Origin of the sequence: Kibdelosporangium aridum (assembly GCF_900176515.1) — a bacterium.
Classification (GTDB): domain Bacteria; phylum Actinomycetota; class Actinomycetes; order Mycobacteriales; family Pseudonocardiaceae; genus Kibdelosporangium; species Kibdelosporangium aridum.
Window position 1 is genome coordinate 267,863 of record NZ_FWXV01000004.1, and the last position, 24,161, is coordinate 292,023.

24 protein-coding genes and 1 pseudogene are annotated in these 24,161 nt (G+C 64.7%); 10 read left to right on the top strand and 15 right to left on the bottom strand.

What is annotated here, in order from left to right; all coding sequences use genetic code 11:
- Positions 1-65 precede the first annotated feature (65 nt).
- On the top strand, positions 66-965 hold the full coding sequence (locus B9C43_RS25060) for an SAM-dependent methyltransferase (RefSeq protein WP_084429546.1): 900 nt from the start codon (positions 66-68) through the stop codon (positions 963-965).
- 643 nt (positions 966-1,608) lie between these two features.
- Here the strand turns inward: B9C43_RS25060 and B9C43_RS25065 are convergent.
- Entirely contained in the window at positions 1,609-1,977 is a 369-nt protein-coding gene (locus B9C43_RS25065) for a hypothetical protein (RefSeq protein ID WP_143446573.1), read from the bottom strand.
- A gap of 482 nt (positions 1,978-2,459) precedes the next feature.
- On the opposite strand from B9C43_RS25065, the gene B9C43_RS25070 reads away from it, so the two are divergent.
- Positions 2,460-2,708, top strand: coding sequence for a hypothetical protein (locus B9C43_RS25070; RefSeq protein ID WP_235038820.1), 249 nt, complete (start codon positions 2,460-2,462; stop codon positions 2,706-2,708).
- A gap of 455 nt (positions 2,709-3,163) precedes the next feature.
- On the opposite strand, the gene B9C43_RS25075 is transcribed toward B9C43_RS25070, so the two are convergent.
- Positions 3,164-3,505 carry a hypothetical protein gene (locus tag B9C43_RS25075; protein WP_084429549.1) on the bottom strand — a complete coding sequence of 114 codons (342 nt, stop codon included), beginning with the start codon at positions 3,503-3,505 and terminating at the stop codon, positions 3,164-3,166.
- Between the two features lie 529 nt (positions 3,506-4,034).
- On the opposite strand from B9C43_RS25075, the gene B9C43_RS25080 reads away from it, so the two are divergent.
- Positions 4,035-4,622 (top strand): hypothetical protein, encoded by a 588-nt coding sequence (locus B9C43_RS25080; protein ID WP_143446574.1) that lies wholly within the window; start codon positions 4,035-4,037, stop codon positions 4,620-4,622.
- 233 nt (positions 4,623-4,855) lie between these two features.
- On the opposite strand, the gene B9C43_RS25085 is transcribed toward B9C43_RS25080, so the two are convergent.
- The gene (locus B9C43_RS25085; RefSeq protein ID WP_143446575.1) at positions 4,856-5,296 is read right to left on the bottom strand and encodes a hypothetical protein; all 441 of its coding nucleotides are present in this window, start codon (positions 5,294-5,296) and stop codon (positions 4,856-4,858) included.
- A gap of 922 nt (positions 5,297-6,218) precedes the next feature.
- On the opposite strand from B9C43_RS25085, the gene vanH reads away from it, so the two are divergent.
- Genes vanH through vanX form a run of 3 tightly spaced genes read left to right on the top strand, consistent with a single transcriptional unit; the run spans position 6,219 to position 8,819 of the window.
- A complete protein-coding gene (gene vanH, locus B9C43_RS25095) occupies positions 6,219-7,172 on the top strand; it encodes a D-lactate dehydrogenase VanH (RefSeq protein WP_327223244.1) in 954 nt (317 codons plus the stop codon).
- Positions 7,165-8,199, top strand: a complete 1,035-nt coding sequence (vanA, locus tag B9C43_RS25100) for a D-alanine--(R)-lactate ligase (RefSeq protein WP_084429553.1) — start codon at positions 7,165-7,167, stop codon at positions 8,197-8,199. The genes vanH and vanA overlap by 8 nt, the downstream gene beginning before the upstream one ends.
- A 2-nt stretch (positions 8,200-8,201) precedes the next feature.
- Positions 8,202-8,819: a D-Ala-D-Ala dipeptidase VanX gene (gene vanX / locus B9C43_RS25105; protein WP_033383444.1), complete on the top strand. Its 618-nt coding sequence runs from the start codon at positions 8,202-8,204 to the stop codon at positions 8,817-8,819.
- Between the two features lie 42 nt (positions 8,820-8,861).
- Here the strand turns inward: vanX and B9C43_RS25110 are convergent.
- Positions 8,862-9,086 (bottom strand): annotated as a pseudogene (locus B9C43_RS25110) (ATP-binding protein); the annotation flags it as partial.
- A gap of 128 nt (positions 9,087-9,214) precedes the next feature.
- Here B9C43_RS25110 and B9C43_RS55770 point away from each other — a divergent pair.
- Positions 9,215-9,403: a hypothetical protein gene (locus tag B9C43_RS55770; protein WP_143446576.1), complete on the top strand. Its 189-nt coding sequence runs from the start codon at positions 9,215-9,217 to the stop codon at positions 9,401-9,403.
- 61 nt (positions 9,404-9,464) lie between these two features.
- Here B9C43_RS55770 and bla read toward each other — a convergent pair whose 3' ends face one another.
- From bla to B9C43_RS25135, 4 genes are all read right to left on the bottom strand, one after another.
- Positions 9,465-10,361, bottom strand: a complete 897-nt coding sequence (gene bla / locus B9C43_RS25120) for a class A beta-lactamase (RefSeq protein ID WP_084429555.1) — start codon at positions 10,359-10,361, stop codon at positions 9,465-9,467.
- Positions 10,362-10,429: 68 nt separating this feature from the next.
- Positions 10,430-11,257, bottom strand: coding sequence for a serine hydrolase (locus B9C43_RS25125; protein WP_084429835.1), 828 nt, complete (start codon positions 11,255-11,257; stop codon positions 10,430-10,432).
- A 59-nt stretch (positions 11,258-11,316) separates the two neighbouring features.
- Positions 11,317-12,129 carry a LysR family transcriptional regulator gene (locus B9C43_RS25130; protein ID WP_084429556.1) on the bottom strand — a complete coding sequence of 271 codons (813 nt, stop codon included), beginning with the start codon at positions 12,127-12,129 and terminating at the stop codon, positions 11,317-11,319.
- Complete coding sequence (locus tag B9C43_RS25135; RefSeq protein WP_084429557.1) at positions 12,129-12,746, bottom strand: TetR/AcrR family transcriptional regulator; 618 nt, start codon at positions 12,744-12,746, stop codon at positions 12,129-12,131. Before B9C43_RS25135 ends, B9C43_RS25130 begins: the two co-directional genes overlap by 1 nt.
- A gap of 63 nt (positions 12,747-12,809) precedes the next feature.
- Here B9C43_RS25135 and B9C43_RS25140 point away from each other — a divergent pair, with 63 nt between their 5' ends.
- Complete coding sequence (locus B9C43_RS25140; protein WP_084429558.1) at positions 12,810-13,655, top strand: NAD(P)H-binding protein; 846 nt, start codon at positions 12,810-12,812, stop codon at positions 13,653-13,655.
- An 11-nt stretch (positions 13,656-13,666) separates the two neighbouring features.
- On the opposite strand, the gene B9C43_RS25145 is transcribed toward B9C43_RS25140, so the two are convergent.
- The 6 genes from B9C43_RS25145 to B9C43_RS25165 all read right to left on the bottom strand — a co-directional run bounded on the left by B9C43_RS25145 (position 13,667) and on the right by B9C43_RS25165 (position 19,276).
- Positions 13,667-15,358 (bottom strand): sensor histidine kinase, encoded by a 1,692-nt coding sequence (locus tag B9C43_RS25145; RefSeq protein ID WP_143446577.1) that lies wholly within the window; start codon positions 15,356-15,358, stop codon positions 13,667-13,669.
- Between the two features lie 82 nt (positions 15,359-15,440).
- Positions 15,441-16,772, bottom strand: coding sequence for a CYTH and CHAD domain-containing protein (locus tag B9C43_RS25150; RefSeq protein ID WP_084429559.1), 1,332 nt, complete (start codon positions 16,770-16,772; stop codon positions 15,441-15,443).
- Between the two features lie 9 nt (positions 16,773-16,781).
- Positions 16,782-18,116, bottom strand: coding sequence for a HAMP domain-containing sensor histidine kinase (locus tag B9C43_RS25155; protein WP_407657118.1), 1,335 nt, complete (start codon positions 18,114-18,116; stop codon positions 16,782-16,784).
- Positions 18,113-18,784, bottom strand: a complete 672-nt coding sequence (locus tag B9C43_RS25160) for a response regulator transcription factor (protein ID WP_084429560.1) — start codon at positions 18,782-18,784, stop codon at positions 18,113-18,115. Before B9C43_RS25160 ends, B9C43_RS25155 begins: the two co-directional genes overlap by 4 nt.
- Complete coding sequence (locus B9C43_RS56855) at positions 18,774-18,914, bottom strand: hypothetical protein (RefSeq protein ID WP_160096684.1); 141 nt, start codon at positions 18,912-18,914, stop codon at positions 18,774-18,776. Before B9C43_RS56855 ends, B9C43_RS25160 begins: the two co-directional genes overlap by 11 nt.
- Positions 18,911-19,276 carry a hypothetical protein gene (locus B9C43_RS25165; RefSeq protein WP_051895457.1) on the bottom strand — a complete coding sequence of 122 codons (366 nt, stop codon included), beginning with the start codon at positions 19,274-19,276 and terminating at the stop codon, positions 18,911-18,913. The genes B9C43_RS56855 and B9C43_RS25165 overlap by 4 nt, the downstream gene beginning before the upstream one ends.
- Positions 19,277-19,391: 115 nt before the next feature.
- Here B9C43_RS25165 and B9C43_RS25170 point away from each other — a divergent pair, with 115 nt between their 5' ends.
- Both B9C43_RS25170 and B9C43_RS25175 read left to right on the top strand, forming a co-directional pair.
- On the top strand, positions 19,392-20,309 hold the full coding sequence (locus tag B9C43_RS25170) for an ATP-binding cassette domain-containing protein (RefSeq protein WP_084429561.1): 918 nt from the start codon (positions 19,392-19,394) through the stop codon (positions 20,307-20,309).
- A 73-nt stretch (positions 20,310-20,382) separates the two neighbouring features.
- Positions 20,383-21,147 (top strand): ABC transporter permease, encoded by a 765-nt coding sequence (locus B9C43_RS25175; RefSeq protein WP_033383451.1) that lies wholly within the window; start codon positions 20,383-20,385, stop codon positions 21,145-21,147.
- Here B9C43_RS25175 and B9C43_RS25180 read toward each other — a convergent pair.
- The gene (locus B9C43_RS25180) at positions 21,127-24,153 is read right to left on the bottom strand and encodes an AfsR/SARP family transcriptional regulator (protein WP_084429562.1); all 3,027 of its coding nucleotides are present in this window, start codon (positions 24,151-24,153) and stop codon (positions 21,127-21,129) included. The genes B9C43_RS25175 and B9C43_RS25180 overlap by 21 nt on opposite strands.
- Between the last annotated feature and the right edge of the window lie 8 nt (positions 24,154-24,161).

The window sequence follows — 24,161 nt, forward strand, 5'->3', positions numbered from 1 at the left end:
ATAAGTTTACGCCACCGCGTGTACAGGAGGAGGCTTGTACCCGCTAGCATTGGGCTTGCTCAACGATGACACGAAAGGCCCAACTGATGGCTGGAAACGGTAGATATCCAACGCCTCGGCGGCATATCGATCTCGACCGACCAAATATCTTCCGGGTCTACGACTACTACCTTGGTGGGACAACCAACTGGGCGATTGATCGATTCTTTGGTGATCAAGTCCTTCGGAAATCCCCCCTAATGAGTGACATTGCCCGCACCAACCAGGTGTTCTTGAATCGGGTGATTCGCTACCTGGTGGAATCGGGTGTTCAGCAGTTCGTTGATGTTGGGTCAGGCGTCCTGACAAGGGACAACACGCACCAGGTGGCCGATGCGCTTGCCTTCGATGCAGGCCGAGAACCCGATGTTCGAGTGGTCTACACCGCACCCGATCCGATCACAGTTGCGCACGCAGAGGTGTTGCTGGACAGGGACGGCGATCCGAGGCGCCACGCTGTTGTAGAGGCTGATCTCCTAGAGCCTGCGCAACTGTGGGCACAGGTCGAGGACGTGGAGATTCTCGACCTGAATCAGCCGGTGGCCCTGCTACTGATCACGGCGCTTCAGGTGCAGCAGCGACGGGATTTAGACGGGTTGGATCTTATGGATTCAGTCGTCCAACTCCGGGAACGACTGCCAGCGGGTTCCTACATAGCTCTGTCACACCTCACTGAGGACGCAGCGCCAGCTGACATCTGTGAACGGCTAGCTGAAGTGAAGCGTATGTACAGCACCTGGACTGACAGCAGCTTGGTCTGGCGGTCGCACGAGGACATTGCTCGGGTGCTGGCTGGCCTGGAGCTCGTTAAACCGGGCTGGACGTCCAACTGGCACGTTGACGAGTCCTTTTCGACTCGTTCGGATGTAGCGCCTGCCTTGCCGAGTCCCACTGTGGTTTGGGCTGGACTCGGCCACAAGCCTTGACATCAGCTTCAGCCGGGCTCGTTCGAGTTCTCCCGACACCCTGTCGCTATTGACAGGTTAGTGCTGAGTTCCGACCTCGCGTTCTTCGCGCTCGCCCATTACGTCCGACGACGGCACCTACACGATGTGGAAATACGCTACGTTGTTCACTTGGACTGTCTACAGTATAATACTCCATATGGCCTAACCGACGAATGTACTCGTTAGTATGATGCGCATCTGCAGGGAAACATCTAGCGTTCCTTGAGCGATGGTTCACGGGACTGCGCGACAGTGTCGGCGCGGAGGGTAGGTCCTAAAGGTCAGCGGCAGAGGAGGTAGCCGGGATGACATCGTTGTCAAGCGCGTCTATCGGCTTCCTCGATCTTGCTCAACGTGGATCTGCTCGCTGGTTGCCGGCAGTGACCGGCGAAGGAAAGTCTGGCCATTCGCAGATCGCCGGCAGCACTGCGTCTGCGTCCACTGCATTAATGGCATCGGGTACGGCACTTCGCCCCGCCGACCGAGGTTGCGTTGACACCGCCGCTGCGGAAACTGTGAGAGCGCGATCTTCGGCCGCTGGACCACGGGCCCTGGCCACATTACGGCCAGTAACACAGCTGCAGGTGGGGCATAATTGGTGTATGCCCCACCTGCAGCTTATTCATTTAGAGCCGTGTGCGCCTCCACGGCCAAACGTCCGGACGACGTAGACCGTAACGACCAGCTGGATCAGCACTAGCGTGAAGCACATCCACGCCGGGAAGCCTTCCGGCAAGGCGTTCAGCGTGAGTGCGGGGCCAGCCGCGGCCAATATTGTCCCGACCGCCCAACGAAGAACCTCGAGCAACCCTCCCGTGTGTCGACCCGGTATGTCGACCTCCACCTTTAGGTCTTCCCGCTCGAATCTGACCACAGCGCGTTCGGTGGCTTCACCGTCGTCACGCACCGTGGGTTCGACCTGGTGCGGTTGCTCGTTATCACCTTCCTTTCGGTTGTCGGGCTCTTGACTTGGTGACTGAAGGTTGGGCATGTGCCCTCCCAACGTCCCGAACAGGCTCTACGTCTGTTTCGTAGAGCAGTCACTCTGCTCGAGACCAAACTCGTGATCGCCAGCGTGGAGACGCATGCTCTTGCCCTCTCCGCTCGCGATGACGACAGCTGATGTGTGCGGCGCCTGAGAGGCGCTCGATCCTTGTCAGCTGCTCCAGCGGCAGATGGCGCGATGCTGCGCTGTGCGCGGTAGCCAAGCTGTGGATCGGCCAAAGCTGGTACATCGATCGGTTTGCATCACTTGTCAGACTCCCTTCTGGGCTCGCCCCGGGATGGGGCAAGGTGGCGGTAGCGTACCTGCTGACGGCAGAACAGCAACATGGGGCACACCTCGACACGCCGAAGGAGCGGCGGATGTCACACACGCCGACTGCAGAAAAACCACATTTCCTGATGCGAGGCGCCGTCGGGTGCCCTACGATTAATCCGAAGGATGTGGACTATCGATGATGTGGAGGACGTGTGCCCTCACGAAACCGGCAGGCAGGTGTGGAGCGGGGACCGGCAGTAGTAGATCGGGTCAATGTTGTACTGATCGAACAGGCCGCCCTTGCGCTCGCCAAACTTCTAGAACGAACCAAGTTCAAGAAGGTTGACATCGTCAACCGCGCCTTGACGATCTACGAGTACATCGACGCCGAGATGCGGGAAGGCAACGAGTTGGTGATCAGGGACCCGAAGGGGTCGGAACAGAGGCTGAAGATCTTCTGACGTACGGAAGAAGGCTTGTCTAGATGGGCGGGAACCCCCAGGTAGAACGAGTACACAGAGGGCGCGGGAGCTGCTGAACTTCCCTCGCCCTCTGTGACATGTAGCCCCCATCGACCATCGCCTGGTACCTCCGCGGTTCCGTCGCCGGAGATCGCGTTCGTATCTTGTTCGCTGCGGTGCCCCTTGTAGGTCGTGCTGACGTTTTCGACCTGCTCCCAGCTGTGCGGCCCACTTCGCCGCTTGTCCGCGTTGTACGAGGGCGGCACCAGTATGGGCAGCCACCCGGAAGCTCGGCGGCAACTCAATAGCAGTTCAACATGGATAACCTGCGAGCCGAGCGAAACAGTGTCGGCATTCGGGTCGTAGCTGAAGCGCCAGAAGTCGTGGGCTACGTCGCGTAGAAGCTGGCCGGCCTTCCGCTGCTCCTCCTGCGGACCACGTCCCTCTCCGTGTGATCACTCCTCGAAGTGCATGAGTCCGTCGCACATGTGCTTGATGCCCGGCAGTGCATCCTCGAACCGTTGCCGGGCTTGGAGAAGTCCAGCGCTCACGGACGGGTCGATGTCGAGTTCCCGCAATGCTGTCTGCTCGAGGTGTTCGGCGGCGAGCGGCTGCCGGAGCACGAAGACAAGGTGTCGGGCGTCAAGTTGCCTGGAGCTGAACGGGATTCGGCTGTCGTCGCCGTCGCGGATGCGGCCGATGGTCAGGACGACGTCCTGCGGGAGCCAGTACGCCTCGGAGGCCGCGATCGCGTACGGGTTGTCGGCTAGTGACCAATCGGTTGGAGCTTGTGTCACGCTGGCATTCTCGGTGTTGTCATCCGGACGCGCACATCACAAAGGGGTGGCTGTGGATTCTAATACGTTGACTATCGGTATAGCAGTAGGCAGCCTCCTGATCTCCTCGGTAAGCATGGGGGATATCCTGGATGTCCTATCGTCGTGGAGGTCAATATGTCGAACCGATAATCGAGCTCGACGAGCCAACTTGCGGCTATACGCGACGTAAGCGTCAAATTCCATCAGATCTTTCGAATGAATGAGCGTCCGTCGGCTATCTGGGACACGTTCGTACTGGCGGTGTTAACTGTCGACTGCCTGAGCGTGATTACGACTCCAAGCGAGGTCCATGATGCGACGATAAGCGGGATGACGACAGGAATGACGACGTCCTTCAGTAATTTCCAACCTGCTGACTCGGTCGCTTGCTGCATGGATGCGCTCCCTCACGTCGCTGTCACACGCCCTCACGACCATGGTGCGGCGCTTGAGCTGTAGCAGCAAGCAACCATCAACTGTCACCCGAATGGTTCCGACGAGGCTGCCGATGCCAGTGATTGCGTCGATCGCCACCAGCACTCGTGAAACATTGTCAGGATCAGCATGCATCCGCCTTTGGGTCCGCCAGCGACAAATGCCCACGCCGGTGCGCGTTTCACCTGGTCGGGCGGTCGTTGGCATCGGCCAGTGGATCTATCGGCGCGCCTGCCACCCGATCCTTTGCAGGGCGGTGATTGTGTCCGGCGTGAATCTTGAACCGCGTGGCACGGCCCACCACTACGAAGTGCTCGGCCGACTGATGGTCGCCCTGTTCGACTCCGGTGCACCGGGCATTCTCGAGGGAGCACAACACTTCCGGTTCTGGGAGACGATGCAAGGTGGGTTCTGCCTGACCTGGGACCGCGGTTCCCATGCCGACGAGGTCGCCAACGAACTGCTCGAGGTGGCCGCTGACGACGACCGAACCCACGTCCTACGCCCTGGCGATGTCGTCTTCATCCACAACGGCGTCGTCGACCCGAGGCTCCACACCACTGTCGATATTCAGAACGTGCGTATGCTGCTCCGCCCGCACGACACCATCGGCCGGGAAGCCGCGCTCGTCGAGGCATTCGCGGCGGTGAGCGCCACCTGAGCACCGCGCACAAAGTGGACCGCGTCGAGCGGGGTGTGTCGGCTGTCTGGGTGCTGGCCTGTTTACCGGTAGCGTCCATCCTCTACCGCACAGGCACGTACTCCTTCACATCGCTGGGTGATGCCGTGCTTTGGTCCGTTGCGGGTAACTTCGACCGGGCGCACGGGTCCCTGGGTGCTCTGCTAGCTGGAGGTGTACCTTCACCGATCTCTATTGGGGCGAATCGTTGTTCATCAGGCCTGATCTCTGCCAAGTGGGCCTCTGGTTCGAACGCCTCGTTCTCGTAGTCGGTTATGCACCGTCGTCGGGTCGACCGCCATCCGCTCACCAATCCGGGCCAATGACCACCCGCTCTCGTACAGCCGCACTGCGTCGTCGATCTGTTCAGGGGTGAGCCCGCGGCGGCGCATCGGCACGTTGTGGCGGTGGAGGATCTGGCTAACCGTCCGCCGGTCGATCCCGAACTCCGCACCGAGCTGGTAGACCGTCGCTCCTGCCAGATAGCCCTTGATGAGCTTCTGAAGTTGGACTGTGTCAAGCTGCTTGGCAGTACCCGGTCGCCGACCTCGTCGAGGCGAACGAGGTGGAGCGGACGCAGTAGGCAGCTTCTTGAGCAATGCCTCCAGCTTGCTGACCAGGCGCCGCGTGTTGTAGTGGCCTCCCCTGGGGTCCACGTCGTCAGGGGACCTGTGTCCGCGGAATGCGCGGACCGGGTCCTCCGTCATTATTTTGGGGGGCCGAGCCCCCCACGCCCCCACGGGGCGTGCTTCTTTTGAACCAGCGTTGTTGCTTTCGCTTTCACCAGCTTTGCTTGGTTGCTTCGCAGCCTTCGCCAGGGACCGCCTCTCTTCTTGGCGGGGCTTGGTCTCTGGTGGGGCGGGCTTCTCTTGGGTTGGCGCTGGGGCTTTGCTTTTGTCGGCGTGGCTTTGTTTGGTTGCTTTGCAACCTTCGGCCGGGGCCGCCTCTCCCAGGTGGGCTTCGTCCCCTGCCCCGGGCGTGCTTCTCTTGGGCTAGCGCTGTGGGCTTTCGCTTTCACCAGCTTTGCTGGTTGGTTCGCAACCTTCGCCCGGGGCCGCGTCTCTCCTAGGCGGAGCTTCGTCCTTCGCAGGGCGGGTTCGCTTGGGTTGGGGTTGCGCTTCACTAGCGTGGCTTTGGTTGGTTGCTTCGCGACCTTTGCGGCCTTCGGCGGGTTCCGCCTGTTCTCGGCGGAGCTTCGTCGCCTCGCGGGGGCTTCGCAACCTTCGTGGGGGGTGTCGCGTCTCCTCTAGGCGGAGCTCTCACCCCTCGTGGTGCGTGCGTTTCGCATTTACCAGCGTTGCTTTGTTCTTGGTTGCTTCGCAACCTTCGGGCGGCGCAGGTGGGTGAGGGCGGCGCCGGTCGGTGAGTATAGGGTGCCTCCTCGACGACCAAGACACGCACGGCCCCGCATGTTACCGGCCGGTAGCATACCGTCGGCATATCGAAAACCACATACGTGCTGGCAACACCACGCTACCTTGACTGGAGGGCATGATCTACAGCGAACCGACACGAACGGCGGCTCGCCGCACGCGATTGCTGACGTCCTCGTCCTCCTCGACCGTCCCGACAACGGGAATCACGATTTACGGATGCGGGCAGGACGAGGCTGTTCTGTTCCAGGAGATGGCGCCGCGCTTCGGCGTGCGGCCGACCATCACCGAGGAACCGGTGTCCGAAGCCAACATCGAATTGGCCTTCGGTAACCGATGTATCAGCGTCGGTCATAAGACTCGCATCACGAATCCCACTCTTCTTGCGCTGAGCAAGGCCGGCGTCGGGTACATCTCAACGCGGAGCATCGGCTTCAACCACATCGATGTGGAATACGCCGAGAGCGTTGGAATCTCCGTCGGAAACGTCGCCTATTCGCCCGACAGTGTGGCTGATTACACGTTGATGCTGATGCTGATGGCAGTGCGGCATGTGAAATCCATGATCAGGCGTGCGGACGTTCATGACTACAGGCTGAACGACGTGCGCGGGAAAGAGCTGCGCGATCTGACCGTTGGTGTCGTTGGAACCGGACGCATTGGCGCGGCGGTCATGGACCGGCTGCGCGGCTTCGGTTGTCGCATCGTGGCCTATGACACTCTTCCGGCGGCCGCTGCCGATTACGTCTCGCTCGATGAACTGATCCGGCTGAGCGACATTGTCACTTTGCACACCCCGCTCACCGAGGAGACTCATCATCTCCTCAACCGTCAGCGCATCGAGCAGATGAAGTACGGCGCCTACGTCATCAATACCGGACGCGGCCCGCTTATCGACACCGAGGCCCTCATTCTGGCACTGGAAAGCGGCAAGCTTGGCGGCGCGGCATTGGACGTCCTCGAAGGGGAGGAGGGGATCTTCTACGCCGACTGCCGGAACAAGCCCATTGACGGCACCCCGCTCGCCCGGCTTCAGAAACTGCCGAATGTGCTCATCAGTCCGCACACCGCCTACTACACGGACCACGCCCTGAGCGACACTGTCGAAAATTCTCTTACCAACTGCCTGACATTCGAAAGCAGGAATCAGCATGGCTAAGTTGAAGGTCGGAATCATTTTCGGGGGCGTTTCCGAAGAACATCCCGTCTCGGTCAAGTCGGCCCGTGAGGTCGCGAAGAGCCTGGACACCGACAAGTACGAGCCGTTCTGGATCGGAATCACCGAAAGCGGCGCGTGGAAGCTGTGCGAAGGCCCGGACGGAGACTGGGAGAACGACGGTTCCCGCCCCGTCGTGGTGTCGCCTGACCGCACCGTGCACGGGCTGCTCGTGATGGACGAGGGCAAGTACGAGACGATCCGGCTGGACGTCGTGGTGCCCGTGCTGCACGGCAAACTCGGCGAAGACGGCGCGATCCAGGGCCTGTTCGAGCTGTCCGGCATCCCCTACGCGGGCTGCGATGTCCAAAGCTCCGCCATGTGCATGGACAAGTCGCTCACCTACCTCGTGGTCAGCAGCGCGGGAATCGCCACGCCGAACTTCTGGATCGTCTCGGCTGACCAGAACATCGACGCCGACAAGCTCACCTACCCGGTCTTCGTGAAGCCGGCCCGTTCCGGGTCGTCCTTCGGCGTCACCAAGGTGAACAGCAAAGAAGAGCTGGCGAGTGCGGTGAAGACCGCGAGCGAGTACGACTCGAAGGTGCTGATCGAGGAGGCTGTCGTCGGCAGCGAGATCGGCTGCTCGATTCTGGGCAACGGTCAGGAGCTGTTCGCAGGTGAGTGCGACCGCGTCGCGCTGACCCATGGCTTCTTCCGGATCCACCAGGAGGAAACGCCTGAGACCGGGTCCGAGAACTCAAGCTTCATCTGCCCGGCTGACATTCCGGCGGAGTCGCGCGACCTCGTTCAGGAGACGGCGAAGGCCATCTACCGCGCCCTTGGCTGCCGTGGACTCGCCCGCGTGGACCTCTTCCTGCTGGAAGACGGAAGCGTGATGCTCAACGAGGTCAACACGCTGCCCGGCCTGACCTCCTACAGCCGTTACCCGCGGATGATGGCGGCCGCCGGACTGTCGCTCGGTGACGTGGTCGACCGGATGGTGTCGCTGGCGTTGGCAGGCAAATGACGATGCACGATGATTTTGTCTTTGTAGACGAGATCGTCTCCGGAATACGCTGGGACTCCAAGTACGCCACCTGGGACAACTTCACCGGCCGGCCGGTGGACGGATACGTGGCAAATCGGATTGTCGGCACAAGGGCGTTGTGCGCGGCCCTGAAAAAGGCGTCAGAAGAGGCCGCGGCCCTTGGCTTCGGCCTGCTGCTGTGGGACGGTTACCGGCCGCAACGCGCCTCGGACTGTTTCATGCGCTGGTCACAACAGCCGGAGGACGGCCGGAAGAAGCAGCGGCACTATCCGAACATCCACCGAGGTGAGATGTTCGAAAAGGGGTATGTCGCGGCCAAGTCCGGCCACAGCCGGGGCAGCACAGTCGACTTGACGATCTACCACCTGGCCACCGATGAGCTCGCGCCCATGGGTGGTGACCATGATCTGATGGACTTGATCTCACATCATGGCGCAGAAGGAATCACGGAAGTCGAAGCGGAAAACCGTCGATACCTTTGTTCCATCATGGAGGCCAGCGGTTTCAGCTCGTACGATCGGGAGTGGTGGCATTACACCCTGAAAGACGAGCCTTATCCAGACACCTACTTCGATTTCCCCATCACATCGCAGAGTTGAGCGGCCCGGAGCCGGTCGGCGTCCGGCCGGCAGGGCACTCGCTCATCGGCCAGCGCGCGGTGGCGCGGCGGGCAGTCGCACCGTGACGCAGAGCCCTCCACGGGCTCGGGGCGTGAGGGTGAGGGTTCCGTCGTGTGCTTCGGTGATGCTCTTGACGATTGCCAGGCCGAGGCCGACACCCGCATGGTCGCCGCGTATGCGTTCGGTGCCGCGTTGGAACGGTTCGGTGAGTGTCGACACCAGCTCCGGAGTGAGCTTGTCGCCGGACCGGTTTTCGCTGGAGTTGAACACGCTTGGCCCGGGCCAGGCCGCTGATCTGGTGGTTTCAACTGGGACTGGACGTTCGCCGCCTTGCTGAAGCCGAGGTGAAGTCGGTGGTGAGCACGCTGTTTCGCATGAAGATCAGTGTTGGACGCGTCGGGGCCGGGGTTCTCGTCGCGGGTTTCGTCACCACTTTGGTCGCGTTGGCTCCCGCCACCGCGGCAGCCGACAGCGTGCGGATCACGTCCGACCCGGACAGCGTGCGGATCACTTCGGACAGTGTCCGGATCACGTCTGACAGTGTTCGGATCACGAGTGTGTGAAGGGCCGGACCGCGAGCACATCCTCTGTGCGAAGCCGTAATCCTTGAGCGGCCACCAAGGTCTACAGTCCGCCTACTGCGACCTTGGTGGCCTCGGCGATCAGCGCGTTGTCGTACTTCGCGTTCTCGTCCGCCTTGTCAGTCAGGATCGCGATCACGATCGGCTTTTCCGGCGACGGCCACGTGACGGCGACGTCATTGGCCGCGGCGAAGCTCCCGGTGCCGGTCTTGTCGCCGGTCACCCATCCGCTGGGCAGGCCCGCACGGATTCGGGCGTCTCCGGTGGTGTTCGCGATCAGCCAGTCCTTCAATTGCTTGCGTTCCGGTTCGCCGAGGACGTTGCCGACGACCAGGTCGCGATAGGCGCCTGCGATGGCGATAGGCGTTGTCGTGTCTTGTTCAGTGCCTCGGGGCACGACGTTCAGTTCCGTTTCCCAGCGGTCGAGGCGGGTCACCGGATCGCCGATCGACCGGGCGAAGTCCGTCAGTTTCGTTGGGCCGCCTAGGAGTTTGAGCATCTGGTTGCCCGCGGTGTTGTCGCTCTTGGTGATCGCGGCCTCGCAGAGTTCCGCGACCGTCATGCCTGTGGTCACGCGTGTGCTGGTGACCGGTGAGTTCGCGACCACTTCGGCTTGTGTGAACCGGATTGTCTGCGTGAAGAAGCCCGAGCTCAGCGGGTGGGCCTTGAGCAGCGCGCCCGCTGCGTAGGCCTTGAAGACCGAGCAGATCGCGAACCGCTCGTTTTCCCGGTATGCCACCGATTTCCCGGTCGTCACGTCCACTGCGTACACACCGAGGCGGGCGTCGAACCTCGCTTCGAGCGCCTTGAAGTCCGGGGTACGGGAAGGCGTCGTTGGTGTTGTCGTCGTTTGTGGTGCTGCGGCCGGGTTCTGAGTGGCGCAGCCCGCGAGAGGTGCGGTGGCGAGAGCGGCGAGCAAGGTTCGGCGGTTGATCTTCATGTTTCTACCGAATCACCGTTCCGGTCATAGCGCCAATACGAATTGGTGCCGCTTCTGATAGCGGATCGCTATCGCGTGCGGCCGGAACGGAGGTCGGTGACGGCGATCCGGGCGGCTTCTCCGATGGCCGCGTCGACGGCGGGCAGCGCGAGGTCTGAGCGGGCGGCGAAAGTGAAGACTGCGACGGCGATCGGGGTCTCGTGCGCGTACTCCACAACGGCGACCTCGTTGCGGACCGCGCCGATCGTGCCGGTTTTGCCGGACACACGGACGTCGCCGAACGGGAATCCGGCGCGGATCCGATGTTGCCAGACCTGCATTCCCATCAGCCGTCGGATGAACGCGCATTGTTCGGCCGACGCCACCGAATCCGACCAGATCAGCGACAGCAACCGGGTCATGTCCCGAGGCGTTGTGGCGCTTGTGTACGCGGGGTCGTAAGCGCTGACCGTCCGGACCTGGTCGTTGTCGCTGATCAGAGCAAATGCTTGCGCGGTAGTCGATGTGCCGGTCTCGCGCATCAGCGTCGCCTCGACATCCGCCGCGCCGCCGACGATCTTGGTGCCGGTGAGTTCCAAGTCCGCCAAGGTGCTCCCGACGGTGTCCAGGCCGACCTCGCCGAGGATCAAGTCGGCGGCCGCGTTGTCCGAAACGGTCATCATCGACACCGCGAGATCGCGCCAGGACATCGTGATCGGGTCGAGGAAAGTCGCGATCCCGGTCGGGCCGGGCGAGCACGACGCCGGGTTGATCCGGACTGTCCTGCGTGGATCGATCCGGCCCGCGTCGAATTGACGGCAGAGGGCGACCAGCAAGGGCAGCTTGTACACCGACGCCATGACAACGGGTTCGTCTGCGTCGACATCGACTTCGCGGCTTGCGGGTCCGAGGGGCATCGCGTGCAACCAGCCTGCGGTGCCGGCGTCTCGGAAGACTGAACGAACCTGGTCCGCGATCACGTGAGGGCCGCCGAGATCGCGTCACGGACATCCGGCTGGAGCGCTCGCCAGACGAGCCGCACTCGCAGGGAGAACTGGTCGTCGAGCGCGACTCGATCGACGCCGGGTGCCTGCAGATGCGGGTCGCACGTCATCCCGAAGGCGCGTCCGGCGGCGACCGCGGCGACGATCTCCCGTTCGTCCGAGGCTGGAACGAAGGCCGGATCGAGGCCTGCCGCTCTCAGCCGGTCGGCGAACAAGTCGAACGCGGCCGTGCCGTGGCTGCGCGGTGGCAACGCGAAGGGCAGGCCACGCAAGTCCGTGACGGCGGTAACCGGATGACCGGACGGGACAAGGAACCAGCTGGGCACCTTGATCACCGAGCCGCACTCGAGGGAGTTCACCAACGCGGGATGGTGCACGACAGCGCAGTCGAGTGCGCCGGACGTGACCGCGTCCACGAGCTCCACAGTGGACGCCGTGGTGACTGTGACGGTTGTGCTGGCAGCCAGCGCGGCGACGTGCCACGAACTCAACTGCGGGATCACACCGAGCCGCACTGCCCGATCGCGAAGCCGCCCGGCCTCGGCGACAAACCGCTCAGCGCCGCCGAGCAGCGCGTACGCCTGAGGCAGAAGTTCGGCGCCTGCCGGCGTCAACCCGACTCCGCGAGACCCGCGACTGAACAGCTGCACGCCGAGTCGGCGCTCCAACCGTTGCACGCCTTGGGACACCGGCGGCTGAGTCATCCCGAGCCGTTCGGCGGCACGGCCGAAGTGTCCCTCCTCCGCGACGGCGACGAAGAAACCCAAGTGCCGCAACAGGTCCATTACGAACGCGGCCCCAGCCTCGCGACCATGTCACGGACGAAAGCCGTGTAGCGCTCGCGGAACACCGGGTCCGTGGCCTCGACGCCGAAGGTCTTCTTCACCAGGTCCGGCATCACCGTCGGCGCGGACGTCATCGCGATCAGCGCGAGCAGGAGGCACGCCGGATCGATGTCCGGGTCGATCTCGCCGGACTGCTGGCGCTGGGTGATCCCGCTCAGATCCTGCTCGGGCTCCTCGTCCGGGGTCTCCTGCCCGGCCGCGTAGCTCAGGCCACGCCACACCATCAGCCGGGTGCCCCTCGGGTCGTCGAGCCCGTCGTGCAGGTACGACGTCGCGACGTCCGCGGCGGGCCTGTCGGGGTCGTGGAATGTCGCCTCGTGCTTCAACCACTGGCTCTGCAAGGTCCGGTACAGGCCTTCCTTGCCGCCGAAGTAGTAGTTGATCAACTGCTTGTTCACGTTGGCCCGCGCTGCGATCTCGTGCACGCGTGCGCCCGCGTAGCCCTTCTCGGCGAACTCTTCGTACGCGGCAGCGAGCAAGACCCGCCTGGTCCGGTCCGCGTCCGCCTGACGCTCCTCCGGTGCAGGTGAGCGCCTTGGCTTGCCTGGTTCACGCATGATCGGATGGTATCAGTCAACTATTTGGTTGACGCGGTTTAACAGATGGTTGAAACTGGCCGTATGACCATCTTGGTAACCGGGGCGACCGGCAACGTCGGCCGTTCCGTCATCACACAGCTGCTTGAAGCAGGCGCGTCCGTGCGTGCGACTTCGCGCAACCCGCGGTCCGCGGACTTGTCGGTCGACGTCCGCGCCGCGGACCTGGAAAAGCCCGAGTCGTTCGGCGAGGCGCTCGAGGACGTCGAGAAGGTGTTCCTGTTCCCCAATCCGGCGGGTGCCCATGGGTTCGCCGAACTCGCGAAAGCCAAGGGCGTCAAGCACATCGTGGTGTTGTCCTCGCAAGCCGCGGCCCACGAAAGCTACGGCGATTCGCCCGTCCGAACCATGCACCTCGCGGTCGAAGCAGCGGTGGAGCGATCCGGCATCGACTGGACGTTCCTGCGACCAGGCGGGTTCGCGACCAACACGTTGGCCTGGGCGCACACCATCAAGCAAGAAGGATTGGTGCGGCTGCCTTTCCCCGATGCCAACGTGAACTCGATCCACGAGGCCGACATCGCGGCGGTCGCGGTGAAAGCCTTGCTGGAGGACGGGCATGTCGGCGCGGCCTATGAACTCACCGGCCCGGAGTCGATCCCGGAACGCCGCCAGGTCGAGTTGATCGGTGCGGCGATCGGCCGTGAGATCAAGCTCGTCGAACTGGGCGTGGCAGAGGCGAAAGCGCAGTGGGCAGCGCACTTCGGGGACTTCGCTGACGAGAAGCTGCTCGACTCGATGGTGCAGATGTACGAGCAGGCGACCGCCAGGCCAGCCGACCTCACGACTGTTGTGCAGGATCTGCTTGGCCGCCCGGCGCGTACGTTCGCCGAGTGGGCGACCGACCACAAGACCGACTTCACCGCCTGACCGGTTCGCGGTTACGGCGCTGGTGGGGGAGTTGCTGGGCTGGGGACTTTGAGCGTGGCGATGGTAGGGCCGCCTGGCGGACTGGTGACGTCGAACGTGCCATCGAAAGTGGCGAGCCGTCGTTGAACACCGCGCAACCCGGTGCCGCCCTCGGGTGAAGCCCCACCACGGCCGTCATCGATCACGGAGATCTCCAGCGCGTGCTCCGTGTGTCTGATGTGGATGATCACGCGGGTGGCCGCGGCGTGCTTGGCCACGTTGGTGAGCAGCTCGCTGACGGCGAAGTACACCGCGGACTCGATGGGGGAGGCCGGTCTGCCGATCACCTTCCCCTCCACGGTCACCTTCAGCGGGCTGTCCAACGCCAACGCCTGCAAAGCGTCGCCGAGGCCGCGTTCGGCCAGCACCGGCGGGTGGATGCCGCGGACAAGGTCCCGCAACTCGACCAACGCCTCGGCCGATGCCGCCTTTGTCTTCGCCACAAGGGACTTCGCTGCCGCCGGGTCCTGGTCGATCAGTCGTTCCACCGCGCCGAGGTGCAGGCCCATCGCCACGAGCCTGGCCTGGGCGCCGTCGTGCAGGTCTCGTTCGATGCGGCGAAGCTCGGCGGCTTGGGCGTCGGTGGCGTCGGCGCGGGTCGTGGTCAGTTGGTGGACTCGTTGCGCCAGAACGGCTTTCGTCGTCGGGGCGAGCAGCCAGCTGGACACCTTCAGCTGCAACGAACGGGTCCACGAGGGAGCGAACACAGCCATGGGGATGGCAACCAAGCCGAACAGGGTGTCGACATAAGCCGAAGCGAAGTCACGCCACGTTGCCACGTCGGTCATCACCCACCGGTAACGGGCGGAGCGCATGTAGCTGGCGGGTGTCTTGTGCAGTTGGTTGCGGTGGCGGTACATGCCGTCGGGTCGTGGTGCCGGCAGCACCGGCGCCGGCATGTACGGCGAGGGGATGTCCTTACGGCGGAACGAGGTCAACTCGCGGATCATCATCACCAGCGGGACCCACGCGAATATCCATAGACCCCAGATGTGGATCGGTACGACACCGATCAGCAGGACCACCGTGGACGCCAGTGCGGTACCCAGCGCGAGCAGGAAATGGGCGGTCACGAACCACAACATCTTGATCCGCGCGCGCACTCGTGCCCAGAAACGGAACATCACGCCGTCGTGCTTGGCCTTCAACATCACGTACGACCACCGGTTGTGCACCTGCACGAGCCAAGGCGCGAGCAGATATCCAGCGGCGACCGCGAGCGGAGCGAAAAGCCAGTACGGGGTGAAGGCGAGCCAGATGCCCAGGCCGATCAAGCCCGGTGCCAGCCCGGCCAGCACACCGCCGACGAAGAAGTTCGCGAACATCCAGTTCAGGTCGCGGCGCGTGCCTGGGTCGTCGATCGCCCAGTGGAGCAACCGGTCGAACTCGTCGAACCACCGTGGCTTCTTGACCAGGCTGTCGCCGACCCGGTACAGGCCGTCCTCGTCGAGCGTCGGGGGTGGCGGGTCCGGCCAGTAGACGCCGTCGAGCGGCACCCCGGCCAGCCGCCTGGCCAGGTTGGGCAGCCAGCGGCAGTCCTTGATCACCATCGGTGCGGTGACCACGATCGAGCAGTTGGCGAACACCCATATGAACATCGGCAGGCTGAGCAGTGCGATGCCGAGCAGCTGAACGCTGCGCCATACCGCCCTGCCGTGCCGCATCATGCCCCTCCCGTGGTCTCACACAGTCTGACGGACCGCGGGAGGGTCGCGCATTGCTCGCAGGCCTAGGTGCCAGGTGGGCCTAGCCCCACCTGAGCTCACGGGTGACGCGTTCGGCGTTGGCCTCCTCTCGCCCGTAGAGCAGGCCGAATGTGAACCCGTTCTCCTGCATGCCGAGCGTGCGCAGCAACGGCAGGGCGACCACGCTGTCCTGGTACTCGCCCGCCAGCTTGGTGAACGCCTTCGCGCGCTTACGGGCCTTGTCGGAGCCCTGCACTTCGAGCCCGTAGCGCAGGCGCTTGGCGGCCTTGCGCGCCCGGTGGATCTCGCCCGCGTCCAGCCGGGTGCCGACCTTGTCCGAGGCTTTGGCGGTGTGTTTCGGCAGCTCCTTGGCGGCCTTTCGGGAAGCCTTCTTCGTCAAGGGCGGGGCGGCGAGCCAGGCGTCCAGCTGGTCGAGCAATTGGAGGTAACGCTTGCTGCGCAACGTCCGCAGCACGTCCTTACGGGCCTTCGCCTGCTCCGGGCTGAAATACCGGACTAGCTGCGCCTGCACGGGCCCGACGGCGAGCTCGACGGGCAGCTCGGACACCGCCTTGGTCAGCCGCTCGGACTGCACTTCGAGGTCACGTGCCGCGCTGAGCTCCTTGCCGAGCCACTGCAGTTCGGCGTCGAGGTCACCGCTCGACACGATCTTGCGGTACACGCGCAACGCGCTGCGCAGCCGGCGGGTCGCGACGCGCATCTGGTGCACCGAGTCGTCGACGTCCTGACGCACCAGGATGTCGTAGTACCTGATCTTCTCGATCTGCTTGGCCGCGTACGCCACCACGGTCTTGCCTGCCCGCTTACCCGGTTCGACGCGCGAAGGCTTGGTGTCGAGGGCGCGGGCAAGCTTGGATGGCAGCGAGGAACGCTGGAAACCCGCTGTCCGCAACGGTTCCTCGGCTCTGTCGAGTACCGCGGGGTCGCCTTCGACCTCGAGTTCCCGCCACACCATGGGTTCCGCATCCGGCCGGGTCGCGGTCACCCGGTCGTCGGTGAGTTCGGCGCCGGACAGCTCCCAGATCGTCCGCTCGGTGGTGATCCGGGCGACGGGCTGCAGTGCCGCGCCACGCGTGTACCCGAGCGTCAGATCCGTGAACTGCTTGGGTGGTTTTTCTTTTCCGTTCAACGGCAGGTGGATCTCGTCGCGCGTGTCCTCGCCGACGGGCACTTTCAGGTGCCAGCCCTCGTCCTCGCCGCCTTCCCGGCGCCGCAATGTCAGTCCGCCGCGGATCAGCCGGAGGTCTTCGGTGTCGTAGTAGACCGCGTCGAGGGTTTCGTGGCGCGGCTCAGCGGTCGCACCGGCAAGTTCCGGTAGATCGGCGTCGGGAGCGGCTTCGTACTTGCGCTCCACTTCTCGTTGAGTCCGCATTCAATTGGCCTACCCAGGCAGCGTGATCGTGAAACCGGCGCCGCCTTCCGGCGCGGGCCCTGCCTGGATCGTACCGCCCATCCGGGTCACCAGCCCGTGCACGATCGCCAGCCCCAACCCGGTCCCGACCGGCCGGATTCCTTGATAACGGCGGTGCAGCGCGCCACGGTCGAACGCGATCCGGTAGTCCTCTTCGGACAAGCCGGGCCCGCCGTCGCGGACTTGCAGCACCCGTCCCGGCAGATGTGCCAGCACGATCGGACGGCCGGAAGGCGTGACCCGCAAGGCGTTCTCCATCAGCCCGTCCAGTGCCTGGCGCAGTCTGCGCGGATCGGTGTGCACCGCGACAGGATGAGCCGGGTTCTCCAGCCGGAACTCCACACCTTCCCTGGCGCACCGCACGGACCACACATCCGCGGTCTCGCACACCACACCGGACAAATCGACCGGGGCGATGTCCAGCCGGAAGTCGTCGGCGGACAGCCGTGCCAGGTCGAGCAGGTCACCGACCAGCCGCTCCAGCCGCTGAGCCTCGTTCTCGATGGTCCGGCCGACCTCAGCGGCCTGGTCTGGCGGCACGACCCCGTCGGCAAGCGACTCGGCGAACCCGCGGACCGCCGTCAACGGCGTCCTGAGCTCGTGGGAAACCGAAAGCAGGAAGTCCCGCTGCCGAGACTCGCTGCGCTGCAACGCATCCGCTAGGGAATTGACTGACCCGGCGACGTCGGCGACCTCGCGCGGGCCTTCGACGGGAACCCGCAGATCCCGTCTGCCCGCACGCAGGGTGTAGGCGACTTGAGCCGTCCTTCGCAACGGGCGCGCCAGCAAACGCCCGAGCACGATGCCCGCCACAGCGGCGACCACAAGCCCGATTCCCAACGCGAACAGGATGTTGCCGATCAGCCGGCGGATGGTGGACCGGTCCGCGGAAGGCTGCAGCACCAAGGCGAAACTGCCCCGAGGGGCGTCACGGGCCTCGACGAGATACGTACGCCCGCCGGAATCCACTGTTTTTGAAACAGTTCCGCCGTCGACCGCGTTGGCCTGCTTGGCCGCGGCAACGGCGTTCGCGTCGCCGATGACCACGCCGCGTTGGCTCACCGCGACAACGGAAATCCCTTGCCGTTCAAGGATGTCCACGACCCGGCGCCGCCCGGACAAGGCCCCGTCGGTCTCGAAGAGCTGCGCGGCCAGCACGTCCGCTTGGTTGGCCAGCACCCGCCGGGTCACGTCCAGCGTGGTCGTGGAGACCAGTCGGAACAGCACGAACCCGGCGACCAGAGCGGAGATCCCCGCCACGGCAAGGCAGACGATGATGATCCGGCCGGCGAGCGAGCGGATCACCGTGGCTCCGCCGAGTAGCCAACTCCTCGGACTGTCCTGATCGGACTGTCATTGCCGAGTTTGGCGCGCAGCTGCGCGATGTGCACGTCGACCGTACGGGTCCCGGCCGCGGCCTGGTAGCCCCACACGGCACTGAGCAGCTGGTCACGCGCGTAGACCCGCCCGGGCGTGCGCATCAGGTGTTCCAGCAGGTCGAACTCGGTGGAGGTGAGCGCGATCTCCCGGCCACCCGCCCACACCCGCCGCTGGTCGACGTTCACCTCGACCGTGCCCGCCCGCAACACCTCGGTCGCGGGCGACCCCCGACGCAACACGGCACGAACCCGCGCGACGAGCTCGCGTGGGCTGAACGGCTTGGTCACGTAGTCGTCGGCGCCCATCTCGAGGCCGAGGACCCGGTCCACTTCATCGTCTCGGGCGGTCACGAACAGCACCGGCGTCCAGTCCTCGGCGGCCCGCAGCTGGCGGCACACCTCGATGCCGTCCATCCCGGGCAGGCCGATGTCGAGCACGACGGCGACCGGCCGCAACCGGCGGACAGCCGCCAGCGCGCCCGGTCCGTCCGTCTCCACGTGCACGCCGAATCCGTCCCGGCGCAGGTACATCCCGACCAGGTCGGCGATCGACCGTTCGTCCTCGGCGACGAGAACGAGTCCTCTAGGGCTCATCCAGCTCCGACTCGACACTGTTGAGTGTGGACTCGACGGAGTCTAGGTCACCGACCGGCGGATCCTGCTGCTTCTGGCACCCGGTGAGCAGGAACAGCAAGACCGCGGTGGCCGCCAATGAGCGCCTCATTTGCCCGTGCAGTACTTCTGCTTGTACGTGCTGAGCCGCTCCTGTGCCTTTTTGAGCAGCTCAGTGCGCTGCGCGCGGTGGTCGGCCTTGCCGCTCAGCCAGTCCTTCTGCGCCGGGTCGGTCGCCCGCTCGGCCCGTGCCCGCAGGTTGGCGACTGAACCGCGCACGCCGGCTCCGCCGTTGATCCTGGTCAGGGCCTTGTTGACGCGGTTCTCCAGCTTGGGGACCCGCTGCTCGCAGACCTTCTTGACGTCGAATGTCGGCGTCTGTGCCGGTGTCTGGGCACTGGCGGTCGAGGTCAGCAGGGCCAGGCTCATCACGGTCGCGCCGCCCGCGGCGGCGATGCGGTGTGTCCACTTCATGGCACACACTCTGACCGCCGGGCGTGAGCGAGACGTCTGGCCAATGTTCGGGTTGTGTAAGGCCGTGTCAGCGTGGGCTCAACGACATGAAAGCGGTGCTCGCGAGCCTGCTGGCATGACGAAGTCCACAATCGCGGTGACCGGCCTGCGCAAGTCGTACGGCGAGCAGACCGTGCTCGGCGGCATCGACCTCGATGTCACCAAGGGCACGGTGTTCTCCCTGCTCGGCCCGAACGGCGCAGGCAAGACCACCGCTGTGAAGATCCTGTCCACCCTGACCTCGGCTGACGCGGGTGATGTCCGTGTCGCCGGGTTCGACCTGGCCACGCAGGCCGACGCGATTCGCGGCGTCATCGGGGTCACCGGCCAGTTCTCGGCCGTTGACAACCTGCTGACCGGCGCCGAGAACCTGATCATGATGGGCGAGCTGTACCGCGTCGGTGACCCGCGCGAACGGGCCGCCGAGCTGCTGACGCGGTTCGATCTGCAGGACGCGGCCGACAAGTTCGCGATGACGTACTCGGGCGGCATGCGCAGGCGGCTCGACCTGGCGATGACGCTGGTCGGCACCCCCGAGATCATCTTCCTGGACGAGCCGACCACGGGCCTCGACCCGCGCAGCAGGCACACCATGTGGCAGATCGTCCGTGAGCTGGTCACCAGTGGCGTGACGATCTTCCTCACGACCCAGTACCTCGACGAAGCCGACGAGTTGGCTGACCGGATCGCGGTGCTCGACCACGGCCGGATCGTGGCCGAGGGCACGCCTGCCGAACTGAAACGGCTCATCCCCGGCGGCCACATCCTGTTGCGATTCCACGACATCCGCACGCTCGACGAAGCCGCGCGTGCGCTCGGTACGACCGTCCGTGACAACGAAGCTCTCACCTTGCAGGTGCCCAGTGACGGCGACGTGAAGGCGTTGCGCTCGGTCCTCGACCGGCTCGATCACCTCGAAGTCGCCGGACTGACCGTGCACACACCCGACCTCGACGACGTTTTCTTCGCTCTCACTGGGGAGGCAGCACGATGAGCGAGCTTGCGAGCGAATCATTCAACACAGTGAGCGGCTCATGCGACGTTCGTGACCACAGCGGGGAGCAGGCATGAGTCACGCGATCGCCAATGCCCGCACGATGTTGCGTCGTCAGTACAAACACGACCTGCGATATCCCGCCGGAACGGTCAGCGCGCTGATCATGCCGCTGGTGTTCCTGCTGCTGTTCACTTACGTCTTCGGCGGTCAGATGGGCATGGGCCTGCCGAGCGGCGCCGGGTACATCGACTACATCGTGCCCGGGATCGTCTTCATGTGTATCAGCGGCGGTGTCTCGCAAGCCGCGCTCGGCGCCGCGATGGACATGACCGAGGGGATCATCGCGCGGTTCAGGACCATGCCGATCTCCCGTGGCGCGGTGCTCACGGCCCACGCTGTGGCGAACGTGATCAGAGGACTCGGCGCCGTCACGATCATCATCGGTGTTTCGCTGCTGATGGGCTTCGAGCCGGACGCGGGGTTCCTCGACTGGATCGCGTTCGTCGGTGTGGTCGCCCTGTACGCATTGATGATCAGCTGGCTCGGTGTCGCGTTCGGGTTGTCGGCCAGGAACGTCGAAGGCGCCAACGCCAAGACGCTCCCGTTGGTGTTCCTGCCGTTCGTCAGCAGTGCTTTCGTCCCAGCGGAGTCGACAGCCGCCGGCGTTCAGTGGTTCATCGAGTACCAGCCGTTCACCGCGATGATCGAGACCATTCGCGGGCTGCTGCTCGGCGCGCCGATCGGCAGCAACCTCATCGTCTCGGTGCTGTGGGCGGTCGGGTTCACCCTGATCGGCTACGTCTGGGCGCTGAAGCTATACCACCGGGATCGCTAACGTCGGCCCCGCGATCTCCATCAGGGTATGGACAGTCGCGTTGTCGCCAGCTCGCGCCGCCTCGGCGAACTTCTCTTCGCCGAGCGCGGCGCGTACTTCTTCACGTATCCGCGCGACATCGGGGTGTGTCAGGTCCGGAGTTCCCCGTACGGCGTCGCTCGCGGCGAGAAGCCGAGCGGCCTCGTCAGGTTTTCCTTGGCGCAGAGCCAGATCAGCGACACCGACGACGACGTGCGCGACCCAGACCGAGTTCGGTCCGCCCAGCGTCATGGTCAGCGCGTAGTTATGACGCGCACGCGCGGATTCGAGATCCCCTGTCACGCCATCGAGGAAGCCCCACTGCGTCGCCAGTGCGCACGCGATAGTCCAGTTCTGGTCGACGATGCTTTCTGCCTTGGTCAGACGAGCCCGCGCGGTCGTCAGGTCACCTGTCCAGCGCGCGATTTCCGCGGCGCCGTGTTCGACCATCGCCATCACCGACGGCAGGCCGATCCGGGCCGCATCTTGTTCTGCCTCGACGATTGTCGCGGCACACCCTGGCTCGTCGCCGCTCAGCAACCTCAGCTGTGCGAGCCGAAGCCGGTTCTGCACAAGGTCTTCGCTGGTGCCCAGTTCGGCGCCGACCGCGACGGCCTGCTCGAAGTGGGCGAGGGCGCCGGCCACGTCGCCTTTGCGGGCCCGCAAGTCGGCCATGTTGGTCAGCGAAACCATGTAACCCCAACGGTCACCGATCTCGCGGAATCCGGTCACCGCATGTTCCAGGTCGCTTTCGATCTCGTCCTGCCGGTCACCCCGGGACAGAAACGCTGCGGCACGAAGCAAATGCGCTGCCGCACGCACCCATCCATCGTCCTCTGGCAGCTCTTCGCGTTCACCGGCCAGCACTTGGCTCAACGGCTTGACCAGCCGCAGCAAGGGAGACTTTGTTGGTCCGGAGAACTGCTGCGCGGCCTGGAAAAACGTCGTTGTGTCCGGCCAATTGTCCTGTGTGGCAAGCAAAAGCAGTGCGCCGACGGTGTACGCCACCGCACGGGCTTCCTCATCGGCCGCGCCTGGCAGGTTGAGGGCGGCCTTGGTCAGCTCCAAGCCTTTGGCGTGCCGGCCGCTCAGCCACCAGTACCAGCCGGTGGCGCCGACCAGGCGCAAGGCCGTCTGGGCGGCGGAATTCCGCAGCGCCGCTTCGATGTTGTCCTGCTCGGCGGTGAGCTGATCGAGCCAAGCCAACTGTTCGGCACCGCGCAGGTGCGAGTCGGCGGTCGTGGCCAACGTCAGGAAGTACTCGGCATGGGCCGTCCGGATCCGATCCGCCTCACCGGATTCTTCGAGCCGTTCGAGGCCGTACGCCCTGATGGTGTCCAACAACCGATAACGCTCGCCGATGACCAGCAGCGACTTGTCCGCCAACGCGGTGAGCAGGTCGAACACATCCTCACCGCACACGTGCTCGGCAGCGTCGAGTGTCGCGCCGCCGGCGAACACCGCGAGTCGCCGCAACACGGTCTTTTCCTTGTCGGACAAGAGGTCCCAGCTCCAGTCGACCACCGCGCGCAGCGTCTGGTGCCGGGGGAGTGCCATCCGGCTGCCGCCGGTCAGCAACCGGAACCGGTCGCCGAGGCGGGAAGCCAGCTGGCGCGGAGTCATGGTGCGCAGCCGTGCCGCGGAAAGCTCGATGGCCAAAGGAATTCCGTCGACCGCGCGGCATATTCCGGCCACGTCGGCCACGGTCTGCTCGTCGATGGTGAACCCTGGACGCACCGCTTTGGCCCGCTCGTACAACAACCGCACTGCCGACGACGAGAATGCCTCGGAAACTGTCGGGTTCTCCCGCGGCAACGTCAGTGGCTCGACTGGCCACAACGCTTCCCCCGTGATGCCAAGGGGTTCACGGCTGGTGGCGAGAATCCGGAGCCGGGGACAGTCGCCGAGCAAGCGGACGGCCAAGGCCGCTGCCGCGTCGATCACGTGTTCGCAGTTGTCCAGCACCAGTACGGTGTCCCGGGTGCTCAGCGCAGCCGTGAGCCGGTCGATCGGCTCACTTGGCCCTTGGAACGCATGATCACGCAGGCCCAGCGTGCTCAGGACGGTCTGGGCGACGTCCTTGCTGATCGGCGCGAGCTCGACGAACCACACACCATCGGTCGTCCCGTCCAGCAGCTTGCGCGCGGCCTCGATGGACAACCGGGTCTTGCCGGCTCCGCCAAGGCCGGTGAGGGTGGTCAGCCGGTACTCGCCCACCAGCCGGACGACCTCGGCGACTTCTTCGTCCCGGCCGACGAAGCTGGTCAGGCTGGCACGCAGGTTCGTGCGGGGCCGTTCGGTGCCCCGCAGGATCGAGGTGTGCAATGCGGAAAGTTCGGCGGACGGATCCGCACCCAGCTCGTCGGCAAGGGCCTGACGTGCGGTTTCGTAGACCGTGAGGGCCTCGTTCGTCCGGCCGGTCGCGCACAGGGCACGCATCAGCGCGCCGACCAGACGTTCCCGCAAGGGGTGGTCCGTGACGAGCGCGGTCAACTCGGTCGTCGGGTCCTGCCCGAGCCGCAGATCGGCCTCTGTGCGATCTTCCAGCGCCGTCAGCCGCAACTCGGTCAACCTGGCCGCGTGTGGCTGGAAGAAGTCCTGGTCAGCGACATCCTGCAGCGCCGGTCCACGCCACAACCCAAGCGCTTCCCGCAGAACCTGGGCCTTCGTCGGATCGTCGGCCGTCCGCACGCTCGCGACCAGACGCTCGAAACGCGACACATCCACGTCGTCCGGGTCGATGACCAACCGATAGCCCGCTGGATGGGACTCGATCGGTACGTCAAGGGACTTGCGCAGCCGCGAGATCAGCACTTGCAGCGCGTTCGGCGCCCGCGCGGGCGGATCGTCACCCCACACGCCGTCGATCAGCCGGCTGATCGACACCACGCGGCCGGGCTCCAGGGCCAGCACGACCAGCAACGCGCGCAGCCGGGAACCCGCGACTGTGCCGTCGACCTGCAACGGCCCGAGAAGCCCGATCCGCACGAACCGCA

Excerpts from the sequence above, each read along its gene's own strand:
- B9C43_RS25060 (WP_084429546.1), top strand. The coding sequence starts at position 66 with ATGACACGAAAGGCCCAACTGATGGCTGGAAACGGTAGATATCCAACG.
- B9C43_RS25065 (WP_143446573.1), bottom strand. The coding sequence starts at position 1,977 with ATGCCCAACCTTCAGTCACCAAGTCAAGAGCCCGACAACCGAAAGGAA.
- B9C43_RS25080 (WP_143446574.1), top strand. The coding sequence starts at position 4,035 with ATGCCAGTGATTGCGTCGATCGCCACCAGCACTCGTGAAACATTGTCA.
- vanA (WP_084429553.1), top strand. The coding sequence starts at position 7,165 with ATGGCTAAGTTGAAGGTCGGAATCATTTTCGGGGGCGTTTCCGAAGAA.
- vanX (WP_033383444.1), top strand. The coding sequence starts at position 8,202 with ATGCACGATGATTTTGTCTTTGTAGACGAGATCGTCTCCGGAATACGC.
- B9C43_RS55770 (WP_143446576.1), top strand. The coding sequence starts at position 9,215 with ATGAAGATCAGTGTTGGACGCGTCGGGGCCGGGGTTCTCGTCGCGGGT.
- bla (WP_084429555.1), bottom strand. The coding sequence starts at position 10,361 with ATGAAGATCAACCGCCGAACCTTGCTCGCCGCTCTCGCCACCGCACCT.
- B9C43_RS25125 (WP_084429835.1), bottom strand. The coding sequence starts at position 11,257 with ATGCCCCTCGGACCCGCAAGCCGCGAAGTCGATGTCGACGCAGACGAA.
- B9C43_RS25130 (WP_084429556.1), bottom strand. The coding sequence starts at position 12,129 with ATGGACCTGTTGCGGCACTTGGGTTTCTTCGTCGCCGTCGCGGAGGAG.
- B9C43_RS25135 (WP_084429557.1), bottom strand. The coding sequence starts at position 12,746 with ATGCGTGAACCAGGCAAGCCAAGGCGCTCACCTGCACCGGAGGAGCGT.
- B9C43_RS25140 (WP_084429558.1), top strand. The coding sequence starts at position 12,810 with ATGACCATCTTGGTAACCGGGGCGACCGGCAACGTCGGCCGTTCCGTC.
- B9C43_RS25145 (WP_143446577.1), bottom strand. The coding sequence starts at position 15,358 with ATGCGGCACGGCAGGGCGGTATGGCGCAGCGTTCAGCTGCTCGGCATC.
- B9C43_RS25150 (WP_084429559.1), bottom strand. The coding sequence starts at position 16,772 with ATGCGGACTCAACGAGAAGTGGAGCGCAAGTACGAAGCCGCTCCCGAC.
- B9C43_RS25160 (WP_084429560.1), bottom strand. The coding sequence starts at position 18,784 with ATGAGCCCTAGAGGACTCGTTCTCGTCGCCGAGGACGAACGGTCGATC.
- B9C43_RS56855 (WP_160096684.1), bottom strand. The coding sequence starts at position 18,914 with ATGAGGCGCTCATTGGCGGCCACCGCGGTCTTGCTGTTCCTGCTCACC.
- B9C43_RS25165 (WP_051895457.1), bottom strand. The coding sequence starts at position 19,276 with ATGAAGTGGACACACCGCATCGCCGCCGCGGGCGGCGCGACCGTGATG.
- B9C43_RS25170 (WP_084429561.1), top strand. The coding sequence starts at position 19,392 with ATGACGAAGTCCACAATCGCGGTGACCGGCCTGCGCAAGTCGTACGGC.
- B9C43_RS25175 (WP_033383451.1), top strand. The coding sequence starts at position 20,383 with ATGAGTCACGCGATCGCCAATGCCCGCACGATGTTGCGTCGTCAGTAC.